The following is a 19,551-nucleotide window of genomic DNA, read 5'->3' as shown; positions in this document are numbered from 1 at the left end:
CGCGCTTGTTACAACGGGCCTGCGCGAACGCTCGATCAGCGCAGGTCAGCCTCCGGCACCGTCAATTTGTGTGCGATCGCCTCGGGGCGCCACTGCTGCCGTGCGACCGTCAGCACCTCGGCGGGGCTGGCGCGCTCCATGCCAGGCTCTGTGGCCTGGCCCAGGGCCCGCAAGGCGCGCAACAACAGGGGCGTAGCTTGATCGGCCGCCAGTGGTGGCGAGCGATAGGATTTACCCAGCTTGTGGCCGTCCGGCTGAGTGATCAGCGGGATGTGCAGGTAGCGTGGCTGGGAGAAGCCCAGCAATTCCTGCAGGTAGAGCTGGCGAGGTGTGTTGTCCAGGAGATCGGCGCCCCGCACGATATCGGTGACGCCTTGCCAGGCATCGTCCAGCACCACGGCCAGTTGGTAGGCGTAGAGCCCGTCCCGGCGCTGGATGACGAAATCGCCCACCTCATGTCCCAGGTGTTGCTCGAAAGCCCCCTGGACGCGATCGGTGAAGCGGTAGATCAACTCCGGCACCCGCAGGCGGATCGCCGCGCATTCGCGGGCATGTCCGGCGTTTCGGCACAGCCCCGGATACACCCCGCCATAACCCTCCAGTTGTTTGCGCGAGCACGTGCAGGCATAGGCCAGGCCCATGCGCATCAGACGCTCGACCACCTCGGCATAGGCTTCGTGGCGCTGGCTTTGGTGGACGACCTCGCCGTCCCACTCCAGGCCGTAACGCTCCAGGGTTTGCAGGATGGCATCCCGTGCACCGGGCATTTCCCGAGGCGGGTCGGTGTCCTCCATGCGCAACAACCAGCGTCCGCCCACCGCGCGGGCATCGAGCCAGGAAGCGAGCGCCGCGACGAGCGATCCGAAGTGCAGAAAGCCGCTGGGGGTGGGGGCGAAGCGCCCGATGTAGCTGGAGTCGTTCATGGGTTTGCAGGCTATATAAATGAAACGGGGCGCATCGAGCGCCCCGTTCAGGTGGGAATCAGGTCAGGCCTTGCCGACCTGCTTTTCCTTCTTCTCCGCCAGTTCCTTGCAGTCGAAGCACAGGTCGGCGGTTGGGCGCGCTTCCAGGCGACGCAGGCCGATCTCGACGCCGCAGGCTTCGCACCAGCCGTACTCTTCGTCCTGGATCGATTGCAGGGTCTTGTCGATCTTCTTGATCAGCTTGCGTTCACGATCCCGGTTGCGCAGTTCGAGGGCGAATTCCTCTTCCTGGCTGGCACGGTCGGCAGGGTCCGGGAAGTTGGCTGCTTCATCCTTCATGTGGTCTACAGTCCGATCCACACTGGTCATCAGCTCTTGCTTCCAGGCACTGAGGAGTTTGGTGAAATGCTTGCGCATGGGTTCACCCATGTACTCTTCGCCCGGCGTTTCCTTATAGGGTTCGACACCGTACATGGTTTGACCGGCTTTTTGCTTTTCTACGGTGGACATGAATAGACCGCCTCTCACTCATCTGATCCAATGCGCAGGCTGCTCCATCTCCGGCACCCGCCGGCCCTGCGACTGCGAGCCGCCGAACTTACCAGATAGATCGGGGGTGCGCTACCCCGCCCGATCCTAGGAGTTGACAGCGGTGCGAGCCGCACGTTCGATGCCTCGCAGGGGTAGAATCACCAGTTTAGACCCAATTGAGAGAAGGCCCATGGCTCAGCCCTACAGTGCACGCAGTCGCGCTATCGAACCCTTCCACGTCATGGCGTTGCTGGCGCGCGCCAATGAGCTGCAGGCGGCTGGCCATGATGTCATCCACCTGGAGATCGGCGAGCCGGACTTCACCACCGCCACGCCCATCGTGGCGGCTGGCCAGGCGGCCTTGGCCTCGGGCCACACCCGCTACACCGCGGCCCGCGGCCTGCCCGCCCTGCGCGAGGCGATTGCAGGTTTCTACGACCAGCGCTACGGGGTGAGCGTCGACCCTGAACGGATCCTCATCACCCCGGGCGGATCCGGTGCGTTGCTGCTGGCCAGCAGTCTGTTGGTCGATCCGGGCAAGCACTGGCTGCTGGCCGACCCCGGCTACCCGTGCAACCGCCACTTCCTGCGTCTGGTCGAAGGTGGGGCGCAACTGGTACCGGTAGGGCCGGACGTCAATTATCAACTGACGGCCGACCTGGTCGACCGCTACTGGGACAAAGACACTGTCGGTGCCTTGGTGGCCTCGCCTGCCAACCCCACGGGTACAGTGCTCGAGCGTGACGAGTTGGCCAGCCTCTCCAAGGCTACCCGCGAGCGCCACGGGCATCTGGTGGTGGACGAAATCTATCATGGCCTCACCTATGGCATGGACGCACCGAGCGTGCTGGAGGTGGACGACCAGGCGTTCGTCTTGAATAGTTTTTCCAAGTATTTCGGCATGACCGGTTGGCGCCTCGGCTGGCTGGTCGCACCGCCCAGCGCGGTGAAGGACCTCGAGAAGCTGGCGCAGAACCTCTACATCAGTGCGCCGAGCATGGCCCAGCATGCCGCGCTGGCCTGCTTCGAACCTCAGACCCTGGCCATTCTGGAAGAACGTCGTGCCGAGTTCGCCCGCCGCCGGGACTTTCTGCTGCCGGCGTTGCGCGAGCTGGGCTTCGGCATCGCCGTGGAGCCGCAGGGCGCTTTCTATCTGTATGCCGATATCAGTGCCTTTGGTGGCGATGCCTTCGCTTTCTGCCAGCACTTCCTGGAAACCGAGCACCTGGCCTTCACGCCGGGCCTGGACTTCGGTCGACACCAGGCCGGTCATCATGTGCGGTTCGCCTACACCCAGAGCCTGCCGCGTCTTGAGGAAGCCGTGCAACGCATCGCACGTGGCCTGAGGAGCTGGCAAGGCTGATGTTGTTCTTCCCTGCACTCGAACAGGCGCGCTTGTTGCGCCGCTACAAACGGTTCCTGGCCGACATCGAGTTGGCCAGCGGTGAGCAACTGACCATCCACTGCCCCAACACCGGCTCGATGCTCAATTGCATGCACGAGGGCGGGCAGGTTTGGTTCAGCCGCTCCAACGACCCCAAACGCAAGTTGCCCGGCACCTGGGAGATCAGCGAGACGCCCCAGGGGCGCCTGGCCTGTGTCAACACGGGGCGGGCCAATGCCTTGGTGGAGGAAGCGCTGCGCGCCGGACGTATCACCGAACTGGCCGGGTTCACGGCGCTCAAGCGTGAAGTGGCGTATGGCGAGGAAGGCAGCCGGGTGGACTTTCGTCTGGAGTTCGCCGAGGGGCCGGCTTATGTGGAGGTCAAGAGTGTGACCCTGGGCTACCCGGACACGCCGGTCGCGGCTTTTCCCGACGCGGTGACCCAGCGCGGCGCCAAGCACCTGCGCGAGCTCGCAGCCTTGGCGCGCCAGGGAATCCGTGCGGTGCAGTTGTATTGCGTGAACCTGACCGGTGTCGAGGCGGTGCGTCCGGCCGAGGAAATCGACGCGGCTTATGCCCAGGCCCTGCGCACTGCAGTGGCCGATGGCGTGGAGGTGCTGGCCTACGGCACGCGCCTGGACGCCGAGCAGATCGTCATCGACAGGCCATTGCCGGTGCTGCTCACGCCTTGAGCCAGATGCCCTGGCTGTCTTCAAGGCAGGCCAGTGCCTGCAACTGTTCGCCCTCGCAGGGGCCGGCCACGCATTCGCCGCTTTCGATCAGGAACAACGCGCCGTGATGGGCGCAGTGGATCAGGCTGGCGCTCTGATCGAGAAAAGCATCCGCCTCCCAATTCAATGGAATGCCCTTGTGGGGGCAGCGGTTGCGATAAAGGTAAACCTGGCCCTGACGCCGTACGCCGAAAACCTGCTCGCCCGCTACGCTGAATGCGCGGCTGTGGCCTTCGGCGAGATCGAGGGATGCGCAAAGAAAATGCATTGAAGCAGACAGCTCATGTGACAAAGGGATGGCTTGACGCCTCAATGCGAACAATTATCAAATTGCTCGCAGTCGCTGCGCCAGGCTGCCTATGGTGCGCAGTTCCGTCGCCCGCTACAAGGCGCGCGGCCCGCCTTCTGCAAAGGAAAACGATGATGCGTCGTCCCGCTGCCCTGATCGTCCTGTGTGCAAGTCTTGTACTTGCCACCCAGGCATTGGCCGCCGAGCTACCCCAGCGCTGGGTCAGTGCCGGCGGTGCCCTGAGCGAGTGGATCAGCGCCCTGGGGGGGGAGCGGCAACTGGTGGGGGTCGATACCACCAGTCAGCACCCTGAGTCGCTCAAATCGCTGCCTAGCATCGGCTATCAACGGCAATTGTCCGCCGAAGGGATTCTCAGCCTGCGCCCGGATGTCTTGGTCGGCACCGAGGAGATGGGGCCGCCGCCGGTGCTGGCGCAAGTGCGCAAGGCCGGGGTGCGGGTGGAGTTGTTCTCCAGCAAGGCCGAGTTGGACGCCGTGGACGATAACCTCCAACGCCTAGGCAGTTTGCTGGGGGCCGAACAGAAAGCCGCCGAGCTGACCGCCGGTTACCACCGGCAACTCGATGCGCTGCAAGCCAGGGTCAAGCAGGCCCAGGCCAGCCAGAAGGCGCCAGGGGTTCTGCTGCTGGTCGGGCATGCAGGTGCCAAGCCCCTGATCGCAGGCCTGGGCACATCGGGGGACTGGCTGCTACGCCAGGCCGGTGCCCGTAACCTGGCCGAGCATCCGGGTTACAAGAACTTCTCGGTCGAGGCTCTGGCAGCGCTGGATCCAGATGTGCTGGTGCTCTCCGATCGCAGCCTCGAGGGCGAGCAGGCGCTGCAGGCGTTGCTCAAGGAAAACCCCGCGCTGGCCACGTCCCGGGCAGTCCGAGAGAGGCGCCTGGTAGCGCTGGACCCGACCTTGCTCGTCGGTGGTCTTGGCCCGCGCTTGCCGGCCACCTTGACCGCACTGGCCGAGGCCTTCTATCCGGTGGCCAAGGCCCAATGAGAGGCCGCGTTCAGTCCCGCGCGCTGTTTGTCTGTCTGACGCTGTCGTGCCTGTTGGCCGTTTGGTTGTCGCTGGCGCTTGGGCCGGTCAGCCTCCCGCTGTTCGATACCCTGCGTGCGGGCCTGCGACTGCTGGGTGTGCCGGTTCACGCCGAGGGGCTGGAACAAGCCGAGATGATCCTTGGGCAGATCCGCTTGCCTCGTACCCTCCTGGGGCTGGCGGTGGGCGCGGTGCTGGCGCTGTCCGGCGTGACGATGCAGGGGCTGTTCCGCAACCCTCTGGCAGATCCTGGGCTGGTCGGAGTGGCCAGTGGAGCAGCGCTGGGGGCGGCGGTGGCGATTGTCGGTGGTAGCTGGCTGGGCGGGATCCCAGAGTGGTTCTCGCCTTACCTGTTGTCGGGCTGTGCCTTCGTGGGCGGCCTCGGTGTGACCGCGCTGGTGTATCGCCTGGGCCGGCGCGACGGGCAAACCAGCGTCGCCACCATGCTGCTCGCAGGCATCGCCCTGACTGCATTGGCCGGTTCGGCGGTCGGCTTGTTCACCTACCTGGCCGATGACGCCACGCTGCGCACCTTGACCTTCTGGAACCTGGGCAGCCTCAACGGTGCCAGCTACGAGCGCCTGTGGCCCTTGCTGCTGGTGACAGCAGCGGTTGCGCTGTGGCTGCCACGCCGCGCCCAGGCGCTCAATGCCCTGTTGCTGGGCGAGTCCGAGGCCCGGCACTTGGGCATCGATGTGGAGTCGCTCAAGCGTGAGCTGGTGTTCTGTACTGCCCTGGGCGTGGGGGCTGCGGTGGCGGCTGCGGGGTTGATCGGTTTCATCGGCTTGGTAGTGCCGCACTTGATGCGCTTGCTGGCAGGCCCCGACCATCGGGTGCTGCTGCCTGCCTCGTTGCTCGCAGGGGGCGCCTTGCTCTTGTTCGCCGACTTGGTGGCCCGGCTGGCGCTGGCACCGGCGGAGCTGCCGATTGGCATCGTTACTGCGTTCCTCGGCGCGCCGTTCTTCTTGTTCTTGTTGATACGAGGGCGAAGCTGATGCTGGAAGCCCAAGGGGTACGTTTGCGGCGCGGAACCCAGGACGTGCTGCAGGCGATCGACTTGCACGTGCGTCCTGGGCAGGTCCTGGGTGTACTGGGCCCCAATGGGGCCGGCAAAAGTAGCCTGTTGGGCGTGCTGTGCGGCGAGCTGGCTCCCAATCAGGGGCAGGTGCGCTTGCGTGGTCGCACCTTGGCGGACTGGCCAGGCCAAGCACGCGCTCGTTGCCTGGCGGTACTGCCGCAGGTTTCCACCCTTGGGTTTGCATTTGGTGTCGAAGAAGTGGTCGGGCTTGGCCGGCTGCCTCACGCAAGTGGTCAGCAACGCGACCAGGAAATCGTCCACGCCGCCTTGGGTGCGGCTGATGCCCTGCACCTGGTCGATCGCAGCTACCTGGCGCTGTCCGGTGGCGAGCGCCAGCGGGTTCACCTGGCCCGGGTGCTGGCGCAGCTGTGGCCGGGGGAGGAGGGCGCCACCCTGCTGCTGGACGAGCCCACTTCGATGCTGGACCCCTTGCACCAGCACACCACCTTGCAAGCGGTGCGGCGCTTTGCCGACCAGGGCGCGGCGGTGATGGTGATTCTGCACGACCTCAACCTCGCCGCGCGCTACTGTGACCAGATCCTGTTGCTGGAGCAGGGACGCTGCCATGCGCTGGGCACCCCGCAGCAGGTGCTGACGCCTGACGCGCTCAAGGCGGTATTTGGAATCGATGTGCTGGTGCAGCCGCACCCGGAGCTCGGTCATCCGTTGATCATCACCCGCTAAGAGGCTTTGCCCATGCGCCATCCCGTGCTGTCCGGCCTATCGATCCTGCTGGCTTTGGTGTTGTCCGGCTGCCAGGCCAGCCTGCCCGACTTGCCGGCGTGGCAAGCCGGCGAAGGACGCGATAGCGCACAACTGGGGCAAATCCGTGACCTGGCCACGGGTGAGCAGCTCACGCCAGAGCAGCTAGTTGCGTACCTGGCCCCGGCGCCTCGGGTGCTGGTGGGAGAGAAGCACGACAATCCCGATCACCACGCGTTGCAGCTGTGGCTGTTGCGAGCCTTGGAGGCCCGTCGCCCCCAAGGCAGCCTTTTGCTGGAGATGCTGCAGCCCTCGCAGCAACCGCTGATCGATGCCGTGCAAGGGCAGGCGGTCATGCCTGAGGATTTGCCCAAAGCCCTGGCCTGGCAGGACGGCTGGGACTGGCAATGGTATGGGCCGATCGTGCAGGAGGCTTTGCATCGGCAGATTGCGCTGCTGGCGGCCAATCTTTCGCCGGAGGAGTTGCGTCAGGCTTATCGGGACACCCCGGTGTTGCAGGGGCCGCGCTCGAATGCACCTGCGGTCAAGGCTGCGCTGCTAGACCAGGTGCGCGCCGGACACTGTGGATTGCTGCCGGAAAACCAGCTGCCGGCAATGCTTGCCGTGCAGCAGCAACGCGACCGCCGCATCGCCGAACGCGTCCTTGGCGCGCCACAACCGGCCCTGTTGCTGACCGGCAGCTACCATGCGCGCAAGGACTTGGGTGTGCCACTGCACCTGGCTGATCTGGGCGCAGAGGGCGAATCCAAAGTGTTGTTACTGGTGGAGGTGGGCGAAAAAGTCGAGCCGGGCATGGCCGACTACGTCTGGTACACGGCCGCCTTGCCTGAACAGGACTACTGCGCCCGATTGCGTCGTTGATCGGACTTTGTTTATCGGAGGCAAAAAAAGACCCGGCAAAGTGCCGGGTCAATAACCGTGATTAGCCTGATGAGGAGATAATCTGAGCGTCCGAACCAAGGACTTTTCAGGTTATCCAACCAGTCTCGCGACCAGTTGTGATAATCATAACGATTCTCATTTATAGGTCAATCCCCCCATCCCGCCTATTTTGATTTTTTTTGCACAGGGCTTTTGGCGTCCAGCTGTTCATCGAGCGCTTGTTTACGCTCGACCGGCAAATCATTCCAGTGCATGTCCAGCAGTGCCGCCTCGATGGAGTACAACAACACCTTCGATGCCCGGAACCCCCGCGACTTCACAGCCTGGTAGGCGCCTACCGCGCCCAGGCGGCGCAAGTCCGATGCACTGTGGATGCCGACGGCATGAAGCCATTGCGCGGAGGTCTTGCCAAGATTTCTCAGATGCTGCAATTCATCGTTCATCGGGCCTCCTTGCGATGGCTGAACGAGGTCTTTGGGATAAATCGCGAGCAGGTTCCAGAGGAGTGTAGCGGGGGTTGGGAAATACGCGGCCTTTTGCCATCGACCCCCGACGAGGGCCACCCTGAAAACCGGGCGTTGGCATCTGTGAGCGTGGCTTTACCCGGTCGCGATGGCATGCAAAAAGGGCTGCAAGAGCAGCCCTTCATGAATCGTTCAGATGCCTGGGAGACGCTGGCGGATCTGCTCGATCAATTGGTCCATGCTGGCGCTTTCCTGTGTGTCCACCCGCTTGCAGTGGGGCAGTTCTTCGGCGCTCAGCGGTTCGCGGCTGGCCTGTTGGGCCTTGACCACTTCCAGGGTGGCATCGGAGGGGTCGTTAGCCTCGGTCTGGCGCTGGGCCAGCCAGCTGGCGATGACCGCGTCGGGCGCCTGGCAATCGAGGATCAGGAACGGAACGCCCGTTTCGTTGGCAACCTGGGCCGCGGCTTGGCGCTGGGCCAGCTTGAGGTAGGTGGCATCGAGCACCACCGGGAAGCCTGCACGCAGGATGATCGCCGCCAGCTCATGCAGGCGTTGATACGTGGCGCGGCTGGCGTCCTGGTCATAGATGCCGGCCTGCAGTTGGCCAGCGCTTTGTTGCTGTTGCTCGCCGAACAGGCGCTTGCGCTCGACATCCGAACGTACACGAATCGCGCCCAGGGCTTCGACCAGACGCATGGCCACGTGGCTCTTGCCCACGGCCGAGACGCCATGGGTGATGGCCAGCAGCCGCGATGGAATGGCACTGTAGCTTTCGGCCAGGTTGGCATAGTTGCGGTAGGTGCGCAGGGTGGTAGCACGCTGCACGCCGTCGGCATCGGCCGGCATGCTGAACAGTGCGACCTTGGCGCGCACCAGGGCGCGGTAGGCCTTGTAGAAGTTGAGCAGTTCCAGGCCTTCGTAGTCGCCGGTCAGCTCCAGGTATTGGCTGATGAAACGACGGGCCAGGCATTTCAGCCCGCGGTCTTCGAGGTCCATGGCCAGGAAAGCGGTGTCGGCATAGACGTCGGTCAGGCGGAACGGCTCGTTGAATTCAATGCAGTCGAAGATCACCACCTTGCCGTCGATCAGCGTGGCGTTGCCCAGGTGGATGTCGCCATGGCACTCGCGGATGAACCCCTGGGCCTTGCGCGCCTCGAGCAACCCGTGAAGCCGCTCGAAGCTGCTGCGGGCCCACGCCTGTAGGTTGTCCAGTTGTTGCAGGTCGGCCTTGTCGCTGAGGAACGGACGGATCTGCTCGAAGTTCTGCTCGACCGGTGCCATGACACTGTCAGGTGTGCCTAACGGATGGTCGACCGACACCTTCGGCGCCTGCAGGTGGAATTCGGCGATCTGGCGGGCCATCTGGTCGATGTGGCTGGCATTGAGTTCGCCATTGGCCTGCAAGGTAGTGAGCATCTGGCCTTGGGGGAACTGGCGCATCTTCAAGGCATACTCGATCGGTGCGCCGGCGCCGCCCAGTTGCGGGGCATCGGCCGTTCCTGTGATCGGCAGCACTTCAAGGTACAGGCCCTCGGTAAGGCGCTGGTTCAGGCGTAGCTCTTCGTTGCAGAAGTGACGGCGTTGGTCCAGCTCGGTGAAATCCAGGAAGCCGAAGTTCATCGGCTTCTTGATCTTGTAGGCGTACTCGCCGGTCAGCAGCACCCAGGAGATATGCGTCTCGATGAGTTGGAACCCGTCCACCGGGTGGGCATAGAGGGCGGGGTTCTGCAGCGCGCTGATCAGGGCTTGGCTCACGGGCAATCCTTCTGGGGCAGGGAATTCGAAAGCGCCATTATGGTCAATGGTGCCGTCCCTGCAAACAGCTGGAAATCCTGGCGGATGAACGCGAGCTTTCCGTTTCGTCCCGCAGGCCACTAGCCTTTATCAAAGTGCGTATAATCCGCCGCCATGACTCGTACCCGAAACTCCCGTACCCCCAAGAAACGCCCGACCGGCCGCTCCCGCGCCTGGCTGGGCTGGGCGCTCAAGCTCAGCCTGGTCGGCCTGGTGGTGCTCGCCGGCTTCGCGGTTTATCTCGATGCTGTCGTCCAGGAGAAGTTCTCCGGCAAGCGTTGGACCATCCCGGCCAAGGTATACGCCCGTCCGCTGGAGCTGTTCGTCGGCCAGAAGTTGAGCCGCAACGACTTCCTCACAGAGCTCGATGCCCTGGGCTATCGTCGTGAAGCGGCCGCCAACGGCCCGGGCGCGGCCTCGGTCAACGGCAACACGGTCGACCTCAATACCCGAGGCTTCCAGTTCTACGAGGGCATGGAACCTGCGCAGTTCGTGCGCGTGCGTTTCTCCGGCGATTATGTCGCCGGGCTGTCCGGTGCCAATGGTGGCAAGCTGGATGTGGTGCGACTCGAACCGCTGATGATTGGCGGCATCTATCCCAAGAATCTCGAAGACCGGATCCTGATCAAGATCGACCAGGTTCCGCCTTATCTGCTGGAAACCCTGGTCGCCGTTGAAGACCGCGACTTCTACAGCCACCATGGCGTATCGCCCAAATCCATCGCCCGTGCCTTGTGGGTCAACACCTCCGCAGGCGCCATGCGCCAGGGCGGTAGTACCCTGACCCAGCAGTTAGTGAAGAACTTCTTCCTGACCAACGAGCGCAGCCTCAGCCGCAAGCTGAACGAGGCCATGATGGCCATGCTGCTGGAGCTGCACTACGACAAGCGCGAGATCCTCGAGGCGTACCTCAACGAGGTATTCGTCGGCCAGGATGGGCAGCGTGCGGTGCACGGCTTCGGCCTGGCCAGCCAGTTCTTCTTCAGCCAGCCGCTGCAGGAGCTCAAGCTGCACCAGATCGCCTTGCTGGTGGGGATGGTCAAAGGGCCGTCCTATTACAACCCGCGTCGTTATCCCGAGCGTGCGCTCACCCGACGCAATTTGGTGCTCGACCTGCTCGCCGAGCAGGGCGTGGTCAGCCAGGAGATGGCCGAAGCGGCGAAAAAGATGCCGCTGGGCGTGACCAAGCGCGGCAGCCTGGCCGACAGTTCCTTCCCGGCTTTCCTCGACCTGGTCAAGCGCCAACTACGCCAGGACTATCGCGACGAAGACTTGACCGAAGAAGGCCTGCGTATCTTCACCAGCTTCGATCCGATCCTGCAGATGAAGGCCGAGACGGCCATGAGCGAGACCTTCAAGCGCCTGGCCGGGCGCAAGGGTGCCGATGAGGTCGAGTCGGCGATGGTGGTGACCAATCCGGAAACCGGTGAGGTGCAGGCGCTGATCGGCAGCCGGCAGGCCGGCTTCGCCGGGTTCAACCGCGCCATCGACGCCGTACGGCCGATCGGCTCGCTGGTCAAGCCAGCGGTCTACCTGACCGCCTTGGAACAACCCAGCAAGTACACCTTGACCAGTTGGGTGCAGGACGAGCCGTTCTCGGTCAAAGGCGCTGACGGCCAGGTCTGGCGTCCGCAAAACTACGATCGTCGCCCCCACGGCACCATCTACCTGTACCAAGGGCTGGCCAACTCCTACAACCTGTCCACCGCCAAGATCGGTCTGGAAGTGGGCGTGCCCAACGTGATCAAGACCATTGGCAGGCTGGGCGTGAAGGTCGACTGGCCGGCGTTCCCGTCCATGCTGCTGGGCGCGGGCGGCATGTCGCCGATGCAGGTGGCGACCATGTACCAGACCATCGCCAATGGCGGTTTCAACACGCCGATGCGTGGTATCCGCAGTGTGCTCACCGCCGAAGGCGAGCCGCTCAAGCGCTACCCGTTCCAGATCCAGCAGACCTTCGATCCAGGTGCCATCTATCTGGTGCAGAACGGCATGCAGCGGGTGATGCGCGAGGGTACCGGCCGTTCGGTCTACAACGTGCTGCCCCGTTCGCTGACCCTGGCAGGTAAGACCGGTACCAGTAACGATTCGCGCGACAGCTGGTTCTCCGGCTTCAGCCAGGATTTGCTGGCGGTGGTCTGGCTGGGCCGCGACGACAACGGCAAGACGCCGTTCACCGGTGCCACGGGTGCCTTGCAGGTATGGACCAGCTTCATGAAGAAAGCCGACCCGCTGCCGCTGGACATGCCGCAACCGGACAACGTGGTGCAAGCCTGGATCGACCCGTACAGCGGCCAGGGGTCGGACGGTAGCTGTCCGGGGGCGGTGCAGATGCCGTATATTCGTGGAAGTGAACCGCCTGCCGGCGCTGCCTGTGGTGGCCCGCAAGACCCAGTGGAGTCCGTTATGGACTGGGTCAAGGGATGGATGAATTGAGCGCTAGCTTTGAAGAGGGTGTGAAGTGAACAAGTGGTTGTTTCCTGCCTTGACGGCGATTGCCGTGCTCCAGGGGTGCTCCAGCGTTCCGCGCGGCAATATCCCCGTGGTGGACTCGAGCACCCGGGTATCGAACAGTGAGCGAATTGCGAGCAACCGTAACGTTGCCCGCCAGCCCAGCGGAGGCACCAGCCAGGCGCAGTCCCTGCCTGAGGATTCCGGTGTGACCGTGGTGATCCCGCAAGGCGCTGGCGCAGCGCCCATCCAGGCCTTCCCGGCCGGTACGGGGGCTGCGCCAATCAGCACTGGGCCAATCACCCCTGGCCCTGTGAGCAGCGGCCCGATCGCCACCAACCCCAACCCGATTGCCGACGAGCCGTTCGACATCGCCTCGATGAACAGCGCGTCCAGCACGCCCAGCGCTCCGACCGGTATTCCGCGCAGCAACGCCACCGGCGGGCTGTCGGCCGATGAGCAGCTCGATGGGCCGGTGCTGGCGCTGCTGACCACCGCTCAGCAGCAACAGGGCGGTGGTGACTTCAACGGTGCCGCCTCGAGCCTGGAGCGTGCCCAGCGCATCGCTCCGCGCGAGCCGCAGGTACTGTTCCGTCTGGCCCAGGTGCGCCTGGCCCAGGGCGACTCGGCGCAGGCTGAGCAACTGGCACGTCGTGCGCTGACCTACGCCAATGGGCGTCCCGACCTGCAGGCCGAGCTGTGGAACACCATCGCCCAGGCCCGTGAGAAGCAAGGGGACAGCCAGGGTGCGGCATTGGCGCGGCAGAAGGCGCGGACTACCTCGTGATGGAGCAACGCATCCTCGATATTGCCGATCATCTGTTGTTGATCGAGCGCGAATTGCAGGTCCAGGGCTGGTGGAGCGAACAGGTGCCCAGCGCCGAAGCGCTGGCCAGCGTGGTCCCGTTCGCGGTGGATGTAATGACCTTCGAGCAGTGGCTGCAATGGATTTTCCTGCCGCGTATGAAGCTCATCATCGAGCACGGTCACCCGTTGCCCAATGCCTCTGGCATTCTGGTCATGGCCGAAACGGTGTTCGTCGATCGCCCAGAGCAGAGTCGCGAGCTTAGACGTCTGCTGGCAGCATTTGACCAATTGATCAGTCCTTCCGCCTGATTTCTTCTTTTTTTCCTATAAGGGCCGCAGATTGTGGCCCTTTTTTTTGGAAATCTTTATTTTCCTGCTGCTGACCACCTTTTTCGTGGTGGCAGGAATTCATCCTGGGGAAAAATTGGCAATAATTTTTCTTGACTTGCGCGCGACGAATCAGAAGAATCCAGATTCCGCTGTAGAGGGACTGCCAGAAGCAGACCCGCTAAGCAGATCATGAGGCGCACACCCGCGCCGACTTGTAACACCCCGCAACGCGTTACCTCGCGCTGGGTGGGAACCCCCCGCAACACTCTGGGGCGCTCCCAATACTTGCTCAGTCAGTGCTGACGTTCGCTCATGCTCTGCTTGGCAGTAAACCTATTAAGACCCGTCCATTTGAGGGCGGTATTCTGGCGTTTTAGAGGTGAACAACGTGGAGCTTTTATCTGGCGCTGAGATGGTCGTCCGCTTCTTGCGTGACGAAGGCGTTAAGCACATCTATGGGTACCCTGGCGGTGCTCTCCTTCATGTTTACGACGCCCTGTTCAAGGAACCGGAGATCAACCACATCCTGGTTCGTCACGAACAGGCTGCCACCCATATGGCGGACGGTTACGCCCGTGCAACCGGCAAGGCCGGCGTGGTGCTGGTGACTTCCGGCCCAGGCGCGACCAATGCCATCACCGGCATTGCCACTGCCTATATGGACTCGATCCCGATGGTCATCCTGTCCGGTCAGGTGCCTAGCACCATGGTTGGTACCGATGCCTTCCAGGAAACCGACATGATTGGTATTTCCCGGCCGATCGTGAAGCACAGCTTCATGGTCAAGCATGCCTCGGAAATTCCCGAAGTCCTGAAAAAAGCCTTCTACCTGGCGCAATCCGGCCGTCCAGGCCCGGTCGTGGTCGACATTCCAAAAGATATGACCAACCCGGCCGAGAAGTTCGAATACGTCTATCCCAAGAAGGTCAAGCTGCGCTCCTACAGCCCGGCTGTCCGCGGTCATTCCGGCCAGATCCGCAAAGCGGCCGAGATGCTCTTGGCAGCCAAGCGTCCGGTGGTCTATTCCGGCGGTGGGGTCATTCTTGGCGGCGGCTCCGAAGCCCTTACCGAGATTGCCAAGTCGTTGAACCTGCCGGTCACCAATACCCTGATGGGGCTGGGTGGCTTCCCGGGCACCGATCGTCAGTTCATCGGCATGCTGGGCATGCACGGCAGCTACACCGCCAACATGGCGATGCACAATGCAGACGTGATCTTCGCTGTCGGTGCGCGTTTCGACGACCGCGTAGTCAATGGCCCGGCCAAGTTCTGCCCGAACGCCAAGATTATTCACATCGACATCGACCCGGCGTCGATCTCCAAGATGATCAAGGCCGACGTGCCGATCGTTGGCCCGGTCGAAAGTGTGCTCACCGAGATGCTCACCATCCTCAAGGAGATCGGCGAGCAGCCTGACAAGGCGGCACTCGATGCCTGGTGGAAGCAGATCGACGAGTGGCGAGGTGACCGCGGCCTGTTCCCTTACGACAAGGGCGATGGCAGCGTCATCAAGCCGCAGACCGTGATCGAAACCCTGTGCGAAGTGACCAAGGGCGATGCCTTCATCACCTCCGATGTCGGCCAGCACCAGATGTTCGCGGCGCAGTACTACCGTTTCAACAAGCCAAATCGTTGGGTCAACTCCGGCGGCCTGGGCACCATGGGCTTCGGCTTCCCGGCGGCGATGGGCATCAAGCTCAACTTCCCTGACCAGGACGTGGCTTGCGTGACCGGTGAAGGCAGTATCCAGATGAACATCCAGGAACTGTCCACCTGCATGCAGTACGACCTGCCGGTGAAGATCGTCAACCTGAACAACGGTGTGTTGGGCATGGTTCGTCAATGGCAGGACATGGCCTACAGCGGCCGTCACTCGCATTCCTACGTGGAGTCGCTGCCTGACTTCGTCAAGCTGGTTGAGGCCTATGGCCATGTGGGTATCCGCATCACCAGCCTGAAGGACCTCAAGCCAAAACTGGAAGAGGCTTTCGCGATGAAGGACCGCCTGGTGTTCATCGACATCGCGGTCGACAGGACCGAGCACGTCTACCCGATGCAGATCAAGGACGGCTCGATGCGTGACATGTGGCTGAGCAAGACGGAGCGTACCTGATATGCGGCACATCATTTCCCTGCTGTTGGAAAACGAACCCGGTGCCTTGTCTCGCGTGGTCGGTCTGTTCTCCCAGCGTAACTACAACATCGAAAGCCTGACCGTGGCGCCGACCGAGGACCCGACTCTGTCGCGCCTGACCCTGACGACCGTTGGTCATGACGAAGTGATCGAACAGATCACCAAGAACCTGAACAAACTGGTCGAAGTGGTCAAGCTCGTCGATCTGTCGGAGAGTGCTCACATTGAGCGCGAGCTGATGCTGGTCAAGGTCAAGGCCACCGGCGCCCAGCGCGCCGAGATCAAGCGCACCACGGATATCTTCCGTGGCCAGATCGTCGATGTCACCGCCAGCGTGTACACCGTGCAACTGAGCGGTACCAGCGATAAGCTGGACAGCTTCATCCAGGCCATTGGCACCGCGTCGATCCTGGAAACCGTGCGCAGCGGCGTCACCGGCATTGCCCGTGGCGACAAAGTGCTCAGTATCTGAATACGCATACAAGAATCAGTGATGGCTCCGTGGAGCCGAGATATAACAGGGGTATTTCATGAAAGTTTATTACGACAAAGACTGCGACCTTTCCATTATCCAGGGCAAGAAAGTCGCCATCATCGGTTACGGCTCCCAGGGGCACGCCCAGGCGTGCAACCTCAAGGACTCCGGTGTGGACGTTACCGTCGGTCTGCGTAAAGGTTCGGCCACCGTTGCCAAGGCAGAAGCCCACGGCCTGAAAGTCGCTGACGTTGCTACTGCCGTCGCCGCTGCCGACCTGGTCATGATCCTGACCCCGGACGAGTTCCAAGGCGCCCTGTACAAGAACGAAATCGAGCCGAACATCAAGAAGGGCGCTACCCTGGCCTTCTCCCATGGCTTCTCGATCCACTACAACCAAGTCGTTCCGCGTGCCGACCTGGACGTGATCATGATCGCGCCGAAGGCTCCGGGTCACACCGTTCGCTCCGAGTTCGTCAAGGGCGGCGGCATCCCTGACCTGATCGCCGTCTACCAGGACGCCTCCGGCAACGCCAAGAACGTTGCTCTGTCGTACGCCTCGGGCGTCGGCGGCGGCCGTACCGGTATCATCGAAACCACCTTCAAGGACGAAACCGAAACCGACTTGTTCGGTGAGCAGGCCGTTCTGTGCGGCGGTACCGTCGAGCTGGTTAAGGCCGGTTTCGAAACCCTGGTCGAAGCGGGCTACGCGCCGGAAATGGCCTACTTCGAGTGCCTGCACGAGCTGAAGCTGATCGTTGACCTCATGTACGAAGGCGGTATCGCCAACATGAACTACTCGATCTCCAACAACGCCGAATACGGTGAGTACGTCACCGGTCCGGAAGTCATCAACGAAGAATCCCGCAAGGCCATGCGCAACGCTCTGAAGCGCATCCAGGACGGCGAGTACGCGAAGATGTTCATCTCCGAAGGCGCCACCAACTACCCATCGATGACCGCCAAGCGTCGTAACAACGCCGCTCACGGCATCGAAGTCATCGGCGAGCAACTGCGCTCCATGATGCCTTGGATCGCGGCCAACAAGATCGTCGACAAGACCAAGAACTAAGTCTTGCGTCGGTAACATGAAAAACGCGGCTTCGGCCGCGTTTTTTCGTTTACGCGGCCTGCTTCTGGTATAAAGCGACCAGTGGCTTGCCGTCAGAACCTGTTTCGCAGGCCCGTGTCGAATATTTTCCACCCCAGTTGCAAGGTACTTTTCATGAGCGAACGTCCCGAAGAGCCGAATAAGCCCTCCGACGCCGAAAGCCTGCTACCTGTCGATGAGCATATTGAAGAAGGGCATGACGCCGAAGGGCGCAAGGTCCGTCACCGTGGCATTTACCTGCTACCCAACCTGTTCACGACCGCCAACCTGTTTGCCGGTTTCTATTCCATCGTCAGCTCCATCAGCGCGCACGGTTACCTCAGTGCCGGCGACCCGCGTGAAGCGAGCAAGTACTTCGCGTTCGCCGCGATCGCCATCTTCGTGGCCATGGTCCTCGATAGCCTCGATGGTCGTGTTGCGCGCATGACCAACACCCAGAGCGCCTTCGGTGCCGAGTACGACTCGCTGTCGGACATGGCGGCCTTCGGCGTTGCGCCTGCCTTGCTGGCGTTCGTCTGGGCGCTGGGCGACATGGGCAAGGTCGGCTGGATGGTCGCCTTCATCTATGTCGCTGGTGCGGCATTGCGTCTGGCGCGCTTCAATACCCAAGTCGGCACGGCTGACAAGCGCTACTTCATCGGCCTGGCCAGCCCGGCTGCCGCCGGTGTGGTCGCTGGCACCGTATGGGCCTTCAGTGACTATGGCATCCAGGGCTCCAAGCTGTCGTTCCTGGTCGCCTTGTTGGTGGCCGCTGCCGGCATGCTGATGGTCAGCAACATCAAGTACAACAGCTTCAAGGAGCTGGACCTCAAGGGGCGTGTGCCCTTCGTGGCCATTCTGGCTGTGGTGCTGGTGTTCGCGGTGGTGTTCAGCGACCCGCCCCGAATCCTGCTGCTGATCTTCCTCGGCTATGCGATTTCCGGCCCTGTGCAGTATCTGCTGCGTGGTCGTCGCCGCAAAAGCTGACAAAGCGTTAATGTTGGAATAACCCTCCGGCTCCATAGTCTTACAGGTACATCCGTTGCCTGTGCTGTGGAGCCGTCATGCTTATCAAGTCTCCCAGATCGTCCGATTGCAAAGCGTCGGAGATCACCCCTGAAAGACTCTATCTTTCCAGGCGTTCAATGCTTGGGGCTTCCCTGGCAGGGCTGGCCCTTGGCGCGTTGCCGCGTGCTGGTTCGGCTGTCGAGGCGTCGCGCTATGCCGACGTCGCGCCTGGTGCCGCGCCTGCCTGGTTCACAGACAAGCTGGCAGCCGCGCGCTGGCAGGCTGTGACGGTCAAGGACGAAGCGATCACGCCGTTCAAGGACGCCACCCACTACAACAACTTCTATGAGTTCGGCCCCGACAAGGGGGACCCAGCGGCCAATGCCGGTGCGCTTAAGACCGAGCCCTGGACTCTGGTGGTCGATGGTGAAGTGGCCAAGCCCGGTCGCTATGCCTTGGAAGACTTCGTCAAACCCTACCAGCTCGAAGAGCGCATCTATCGGTTGCGTTGTGTCGAGGCCTGGTCGATGGTCATTCCCTGGCTGGGCTTTCCATTGGCACAGGTGCTCAAGCAGGTCGAGCCGAACTCCAAGGCGCGCTACGTACGCTTCGAGACGCTGCAGGATCCACAGAGCATGCCTGGGCAGCGCTCAGGCTTTGCCTTGATCGATTGGCCCTATGTAGAGGGGCTGCGCCTGGACGAGGCGATGCATCCCTTGGCGATTCTGGCGGTAGGCATGTATGGCCGGGAGTTGGCCAATCAGAACGGCGCGCCGTTGCGCTTGGTAGTGCCATGGAAGTACGGGTTCAAGAGTATCAAGTCCATCGTGCGCATGAGCCTGGTGGCAGAGCGGCCAAGCACCACCTGGGAGAGTCTTGCGCCTACGGAATATGGCTTCTATGCCAACGTCAATCCGATGGTCGACCACCCGCGCTGGAGCCAGGCCAGGGAAAGGCGTTTGCCCAGTGGGCTGTTCAGTCCCAATGTGCGCGATACCCTGATGTTCAATGGCTACGCCGATGAAGTGGCGTCGCTGTATGCGGGGCTCGATCTGCGGAAGAACTACTGATGCGTTATCCCTGGTTTCGACTGGCCATTTTCCTGGTGGGGTGTGCGTTTCCCGGTTGGTGGCTATATGAAGCGGCGATGAATCTGCTGGGACCAGACCCTGGCAAAATCTTGGTAGATCGCCTGGGTCTTGGCGCGTTGACCTTCTTGCTGGTCACCTTGAGCATGACGCCGTTGCAGAGACTCACAGGGTGGCCCGCTTGGATAGTCGTGCGGCGGCAACTGGGGTTGTGGTGCTTTGCTTACGTCGTCCTGCACATGGCTTCCTATATTGTGTTCATCCTCGGGCTGGACTGGGGGCAATTGGGTGTCGAGCTGCGCAAGCGCCCTTACATCATTGTG

The 19,551-nt window shown here is 62.4% G+C and carries 19 protein-coding genes and 1 pseudogene (1 of these 20 running past the window's edge); 15 read left to right on the top strand and 5 right to left on the bottom strand.

The features are described from left to right. Positions 1 to 35: 35 nt before the first annotated feature. Together gluQRS and dksA are read right to left on the bottom strand one after the other, a co-directional pair. Complete coding sequence (gene gluQRS, locus J5X93_RS22465) at positions 36 to 923, bottom strand: tRNA glutamyl-Q(34) synthetase GluQRS (protein ID WP_250033996.1); 888 nt, start codon at positions 921 to 923, stop codon at positions 36 to 38. A 63-nt stretch (positions 924 to 986) separates the two neighbouring features. Further along, the gene (gene dksA / locus J5X93_RS22460; RefSeq protein ID WP_043210050.1) at positions 987 to 1,433 is read right to left on the bottom strand and encodes an RNA polymerase-binding protein DksA; all 447 of its coding nucleotides are present in this window, start codon (positions 1,431 to 1,433) and stop codon (positions 987 to 989) included. A 211-nt stretch (positions 1,434 to 1,644) separates the two neighbouring features. Here dksA and J5X93_RS22455 point away from each other — a divergent pair, with 211 nt between their 5' ends. Next, positions 1,645 to 2,817 carry a pyridoxal phosphate-dependent aminotransferase gene (locus J5X93_RS22455; protein WP_043210048.1) on the top strand — a complete coding sequence of 391 codons (1,173 nt, stop codon included), beginning with the start codon at positions 1,645 to 1,647 and terminating at the stop codon, positions 2,815 to 2,817. Further along, the gene (gene sfsA, locus J5X93_RS22450) at positions 2,817 to 3,530 is read left to right on the top strand and encodes a DNA/RNA nuclease SfsA (RefSeq protein ID WP_250033995.1); all 714 of its coding nucleotides are present in this window, start codon (positions 2,817 to 2,819) and stop codon (positions 3,528 to 3,530) included. Before J5X93_RS22455 ends, sfsA begins: the two co-directional genes overlap by 1 nt. Here sfsA and J5X93_RS22445 read toward each other — a convergent pair. Next, the gene (locus J5X93_RS22445) at positions 3,520 to 3,837 is read right to left on the bottom strand and encodes a Rieske (2Fe-2S) protein (protein ID WP_070576466.1); all 318 of its coding nucleotides are present in this window, start codon (positions 3,835 to 3,837) and stop codon (positions 3,520 to 3,522) included. The two genes, sfsA and J5X93_RS22445, sit on opposite strands and share 11 nt — an antisense overlap. A gap of 152 nt (positions 3,838 to 3,989) precedes the next feature. Here J5X93_RS22445 and J5X93_RS22440 point away from each other — a divergent pair, with 152 nt between their 5' ends. The 4 genes and pseudogenes from J5X93_RS22440 (at position 3,990) to J5X93_RS22425 (ending at position 7,566) form a co-directional block, all read left to right on the top strand. After that, positions 3,990 to 4,865: a heme/hemin ABC transporter substrate-binding protein gene (locus J5X93_RS22440; RefSeq protein WP_043210041.1), complete on the top strand. Its 876-nt coding sequence runs from the start codon at positions 3,990 to 3,992 to the stop codon at positions 4,863 to 4,865. A 50-nt stretch (positions 4,866 to 4,915) separates the two neighbouring features. Beyond that, a complete protein-coding gene (locus J5X93_RS22435) occupies positions 4,916 to 5,899 on the top strand; it encodes a FecCD family ABC transporter permease (protein WP_180962725.1) in 984 nt (327 codons plus the stop codon). 53 nt (positions 5,900 to 5,952) lie between these two features. Further along, positions 5,953 to 6,666: pseudogene (locus J5X93_RS22430) on the top strand (heme ABC transporter ATP-binding protein); the annotation flags it as partial. A 12-nt stretch (positions 6,667 to 6,678) separates the two neighbouring features. Continuing rightward, the gene (locus tag J5X93_RS22425; RefSeq protein WP_043210035.1) at positions 6,679 to 7,566 is read left to right on the top strand and encodes a ChaN family lipoprotein; all 888 of its coding nucleotides are present in this window, start codon (positions 6,679 to 6,681) and stop codon (positions 7,564 to 7,566) included. Positions 7,567 to 7,751: 185 nt separating this feature from the next. On the opposite strand, the gene J5X93_RS22420 is transcribed toward J5X93_RS22425, so the two are convergent. Beyond that, positions 7,752 to 8,030: a TfoX/Sxy family protein gene (locus J5X93_RS22420; RefSeq protein ID WP_043210034.1), complete on the bottom strand. Its 279-nt coding sequence runs from the start codon at positions 8,028 to 8,030 to the stop codon at positions 7,752 to 7,754. Positions 8,031 to 8,243: 213 nt separating this feature from the next. Then, positions 8,244 to 9,806 carry a bifunctional aminoglycoside phosphotransferase/ATP-binding protein gene (locus tag J5X93_RS22415; protein ID WP_250033994.1) on the bottom strand — a complete coding sequence of 521 codons (1,563 nt, stop codon included), beginning with the start codon at positions 9,804 to 9,806 and terminating at the stop codon, positions 8,244 to 8,246. 153 nt (positions 9,807 to 9,959) lie between these two features. Between J5X93_RS22415 and mrcB the strand changes: the two genes are divergently transcribed. The 9 genes from mrcB to msrQ form a co-directional block, all read left to right on the top strand. Next, entirely contained in the window at positions 9,960 to 12,281 is a 2,322-nt protein-coding gene (gene mrcB / locus J5X93_RS22410; protein ID WP_090346742.1) for a penicillin-binding protein 1B, read from the top strand. Positions 12,282 to 12,306: 25 nt separating this feature from the next. Continuing rightward, entirely contained in the window at positions 12,307 to 13,083 is a 777-nt protein-coding gene (locus J5X93_RS22405; protein WP_043215772.1) for a tetratricopeptide repeat protein, read from the top strand. After that, entirely contained in the window at positions 13,080 to 13,412 is a 333-nt protein-coding gene (locus J5X93_RS22400) for a YqcC family protein (RefSeq protein ID WP_043215773.1), read from the top strand. Before J5X93_RS22405 ends, J5X93_RS22400 begins: the two co-directional genes overlap by 4 nt. 409 nt (positions 13,413 to 13,821) lie before the next feature. Then, positions 13,822 to 15,546, top strand: a complete 1,725-nt coding sequence (locus J5X93_RS22395; protein ID WP_043215778.1) for an acetolactate synthase 3 large subunit — start codon at positions 13,822 to 13,824, stop codon at positions 15,544 to 15,546. A gap of 1 nt (position 15,547) precedes the next feature. Next, a complete protein-coding gene (ilvN, locus tag J5X93_RS22390) occupies positions 15,548 to 16,039 on the top strand; it encodes an acetolactate synthase small subunit (RefSeq protein WP_003250040.1) in 492 nt (163 codons plus the stop codon). 58 nt (positions 16,040 to 16,097) lie between these two features. After that, a complete protein-coding gene (gene ilvC / locus J5X93_RS22385) occupies positions 16,098 to 17,114 on the top strand; it encodes a ketol-acid reductoisomerase (protein ID WP_043215774.1) in 1,017 nt (338 codons plus the stop codon). A gap of 153 nt (positions 17,115 to 17,267) precedes the next feature. After that, entirely contained in the window at positions 17,268 to 18,119 is an 852-nt protein-coding gene (pssA, locus tag J5X93_RS22380) for a CDP-diacylglycerol--serine O-phosphatidyltransferase (RefSeq protein ID WP_043215775.1), read from the top strand. Positions 18,120 to 18,196: 77 nt separating this feature from the next. Beyond that, positions 18,197 to 19,210, top strand: a complete 1,014-nt coding sequence (gene msrP, locus J5X93_RS22375; RefSeq protein ID WP_043215776.1) for a protein-methionine-sulfoxide reductase catalytic subunit MsrP — start codon at positions 18,197 to 18,199, stop codon at positions 19,208 to 19,210. Continuing rightward, a protein-coding gene (gene msrQ / locus J5X93_RS22370; protein ID WP_090346734.1) for a protein-methionine-sulfoxide reductase heme-binding subunit MsrQ crosses the window boundary here: on the top strand, positions 19,210 to 19,551 show its 5' portion. Its footprint extends 267 nt past the window's final position; the window shows 342 of its 609 coding nt (coding positions 1-342); it begins with the start codon at positions 19,210 to 19,212; its stop codon lies off the right edge, out of view. Before msrP ends, msrQ begins: the two co-directional genes overlap by 1 nt.

The sequence above is a fragment of the Pseudomonas sp. BYT-1 genome, from assembly GCF_023611805.1.
GTDB classification, from domain to species: domain Bacteria; phylum Pseudomonadota; class Gammaproteobacteria; order Pseudomonadales; family Pseudomonadaceae; genus Aquipseudomonas; species Aquipseudomonas guariconensis.
Note: the sequence above shows the minus strand (reverse complement) of the source record. Positions and strands in the feature narration are given on the sequence as shown.

Coding starts and splice junctions, on each gene's coding strand:
- gluQRS (WP_250033996.1), bottom strand. CDS start 923: ATGAACGACTCCAGCTACATCGGGCGCTTCGCCCCCACCCCCAGCGGC.
- dksA (WP_043210050.1), bottom strand. CDS start 1,433: ATGTCCACCGTAGAAAAGCAAAAAGCCGGTCAAACCATGTACGGTGTC.
- J5X93_RS22455 (WP_043210048.1), top strand. CDS start 1,645: ATGGCTCAGCCCTACAGTGCACGCAGTCGCGCTATCGAACCCTTCCAC.
- sfsA (WP_250033995.1), top strand. CDS start 2,817: ATGTTGTTCTTCCCTGCACTCGAACAGGCGCGCTTGTTGCGCCGCTAC.
- J5X93_RS22445 (WP_070576466.1), bottom strand. CDS start 3,837: ATGCATTTTCTTTGCGCATCCCTCGATCTCGCCGAAGGCCACAGCCGC.
- J5X93_RS22440 (WP_043210041.1), top strand. CDS start 3,990: ATGATGCGTCGTCCCGCTGCCCTGATCGTCCTGTGTGCAAGTCTTGTA.
- J5X93_RS22425 (WP_043210035.1), top strand. CDS start 6,679: ATGCGCCATCCCGTGCTGTCCGGCCTATCGATCCTGCTGGCTTTGGTG.
- J5X93_RS22420 (WP_043210034.1), bottom strand. CDS start 8,030: ATGAACGATGAATTGCAGCATCTGAGAAATCTTGGCAAGACCTCCGCG.
- mrcB (WP_090346742.1), top strand. CDS start 9,960: ATGACTCGTACCCGAAACTCCCGTACCCCCAAGAAACGCCCGACCGGC.
- ilvN (WP_003250040.1), top strand. CDS start 15,548: ATGCGGCACATCATTTCCCTGCTGTTGGAAAACGAACCCGGTGCCTTG.
- ilvC (WP_043215774.1), top strand. CDS start 16,098: ATGAAAGTTTATTACGACAAAGACTGCGACCTTTCCATTATCCAGGGC.
- pssA (WP_043215775.1), top strand. CDS start 17,268: ATGAGCGAACGTCCCGAAGAGCCGAATAAGCCCTCCGACGCCGAAAGC.
- msrP (WP_043215776.1), top strand. CDS start 18,197: ATGCTTATCAAGTCTCCCAGATCGTCCGATTGCAAAGCGTCGGAGATC.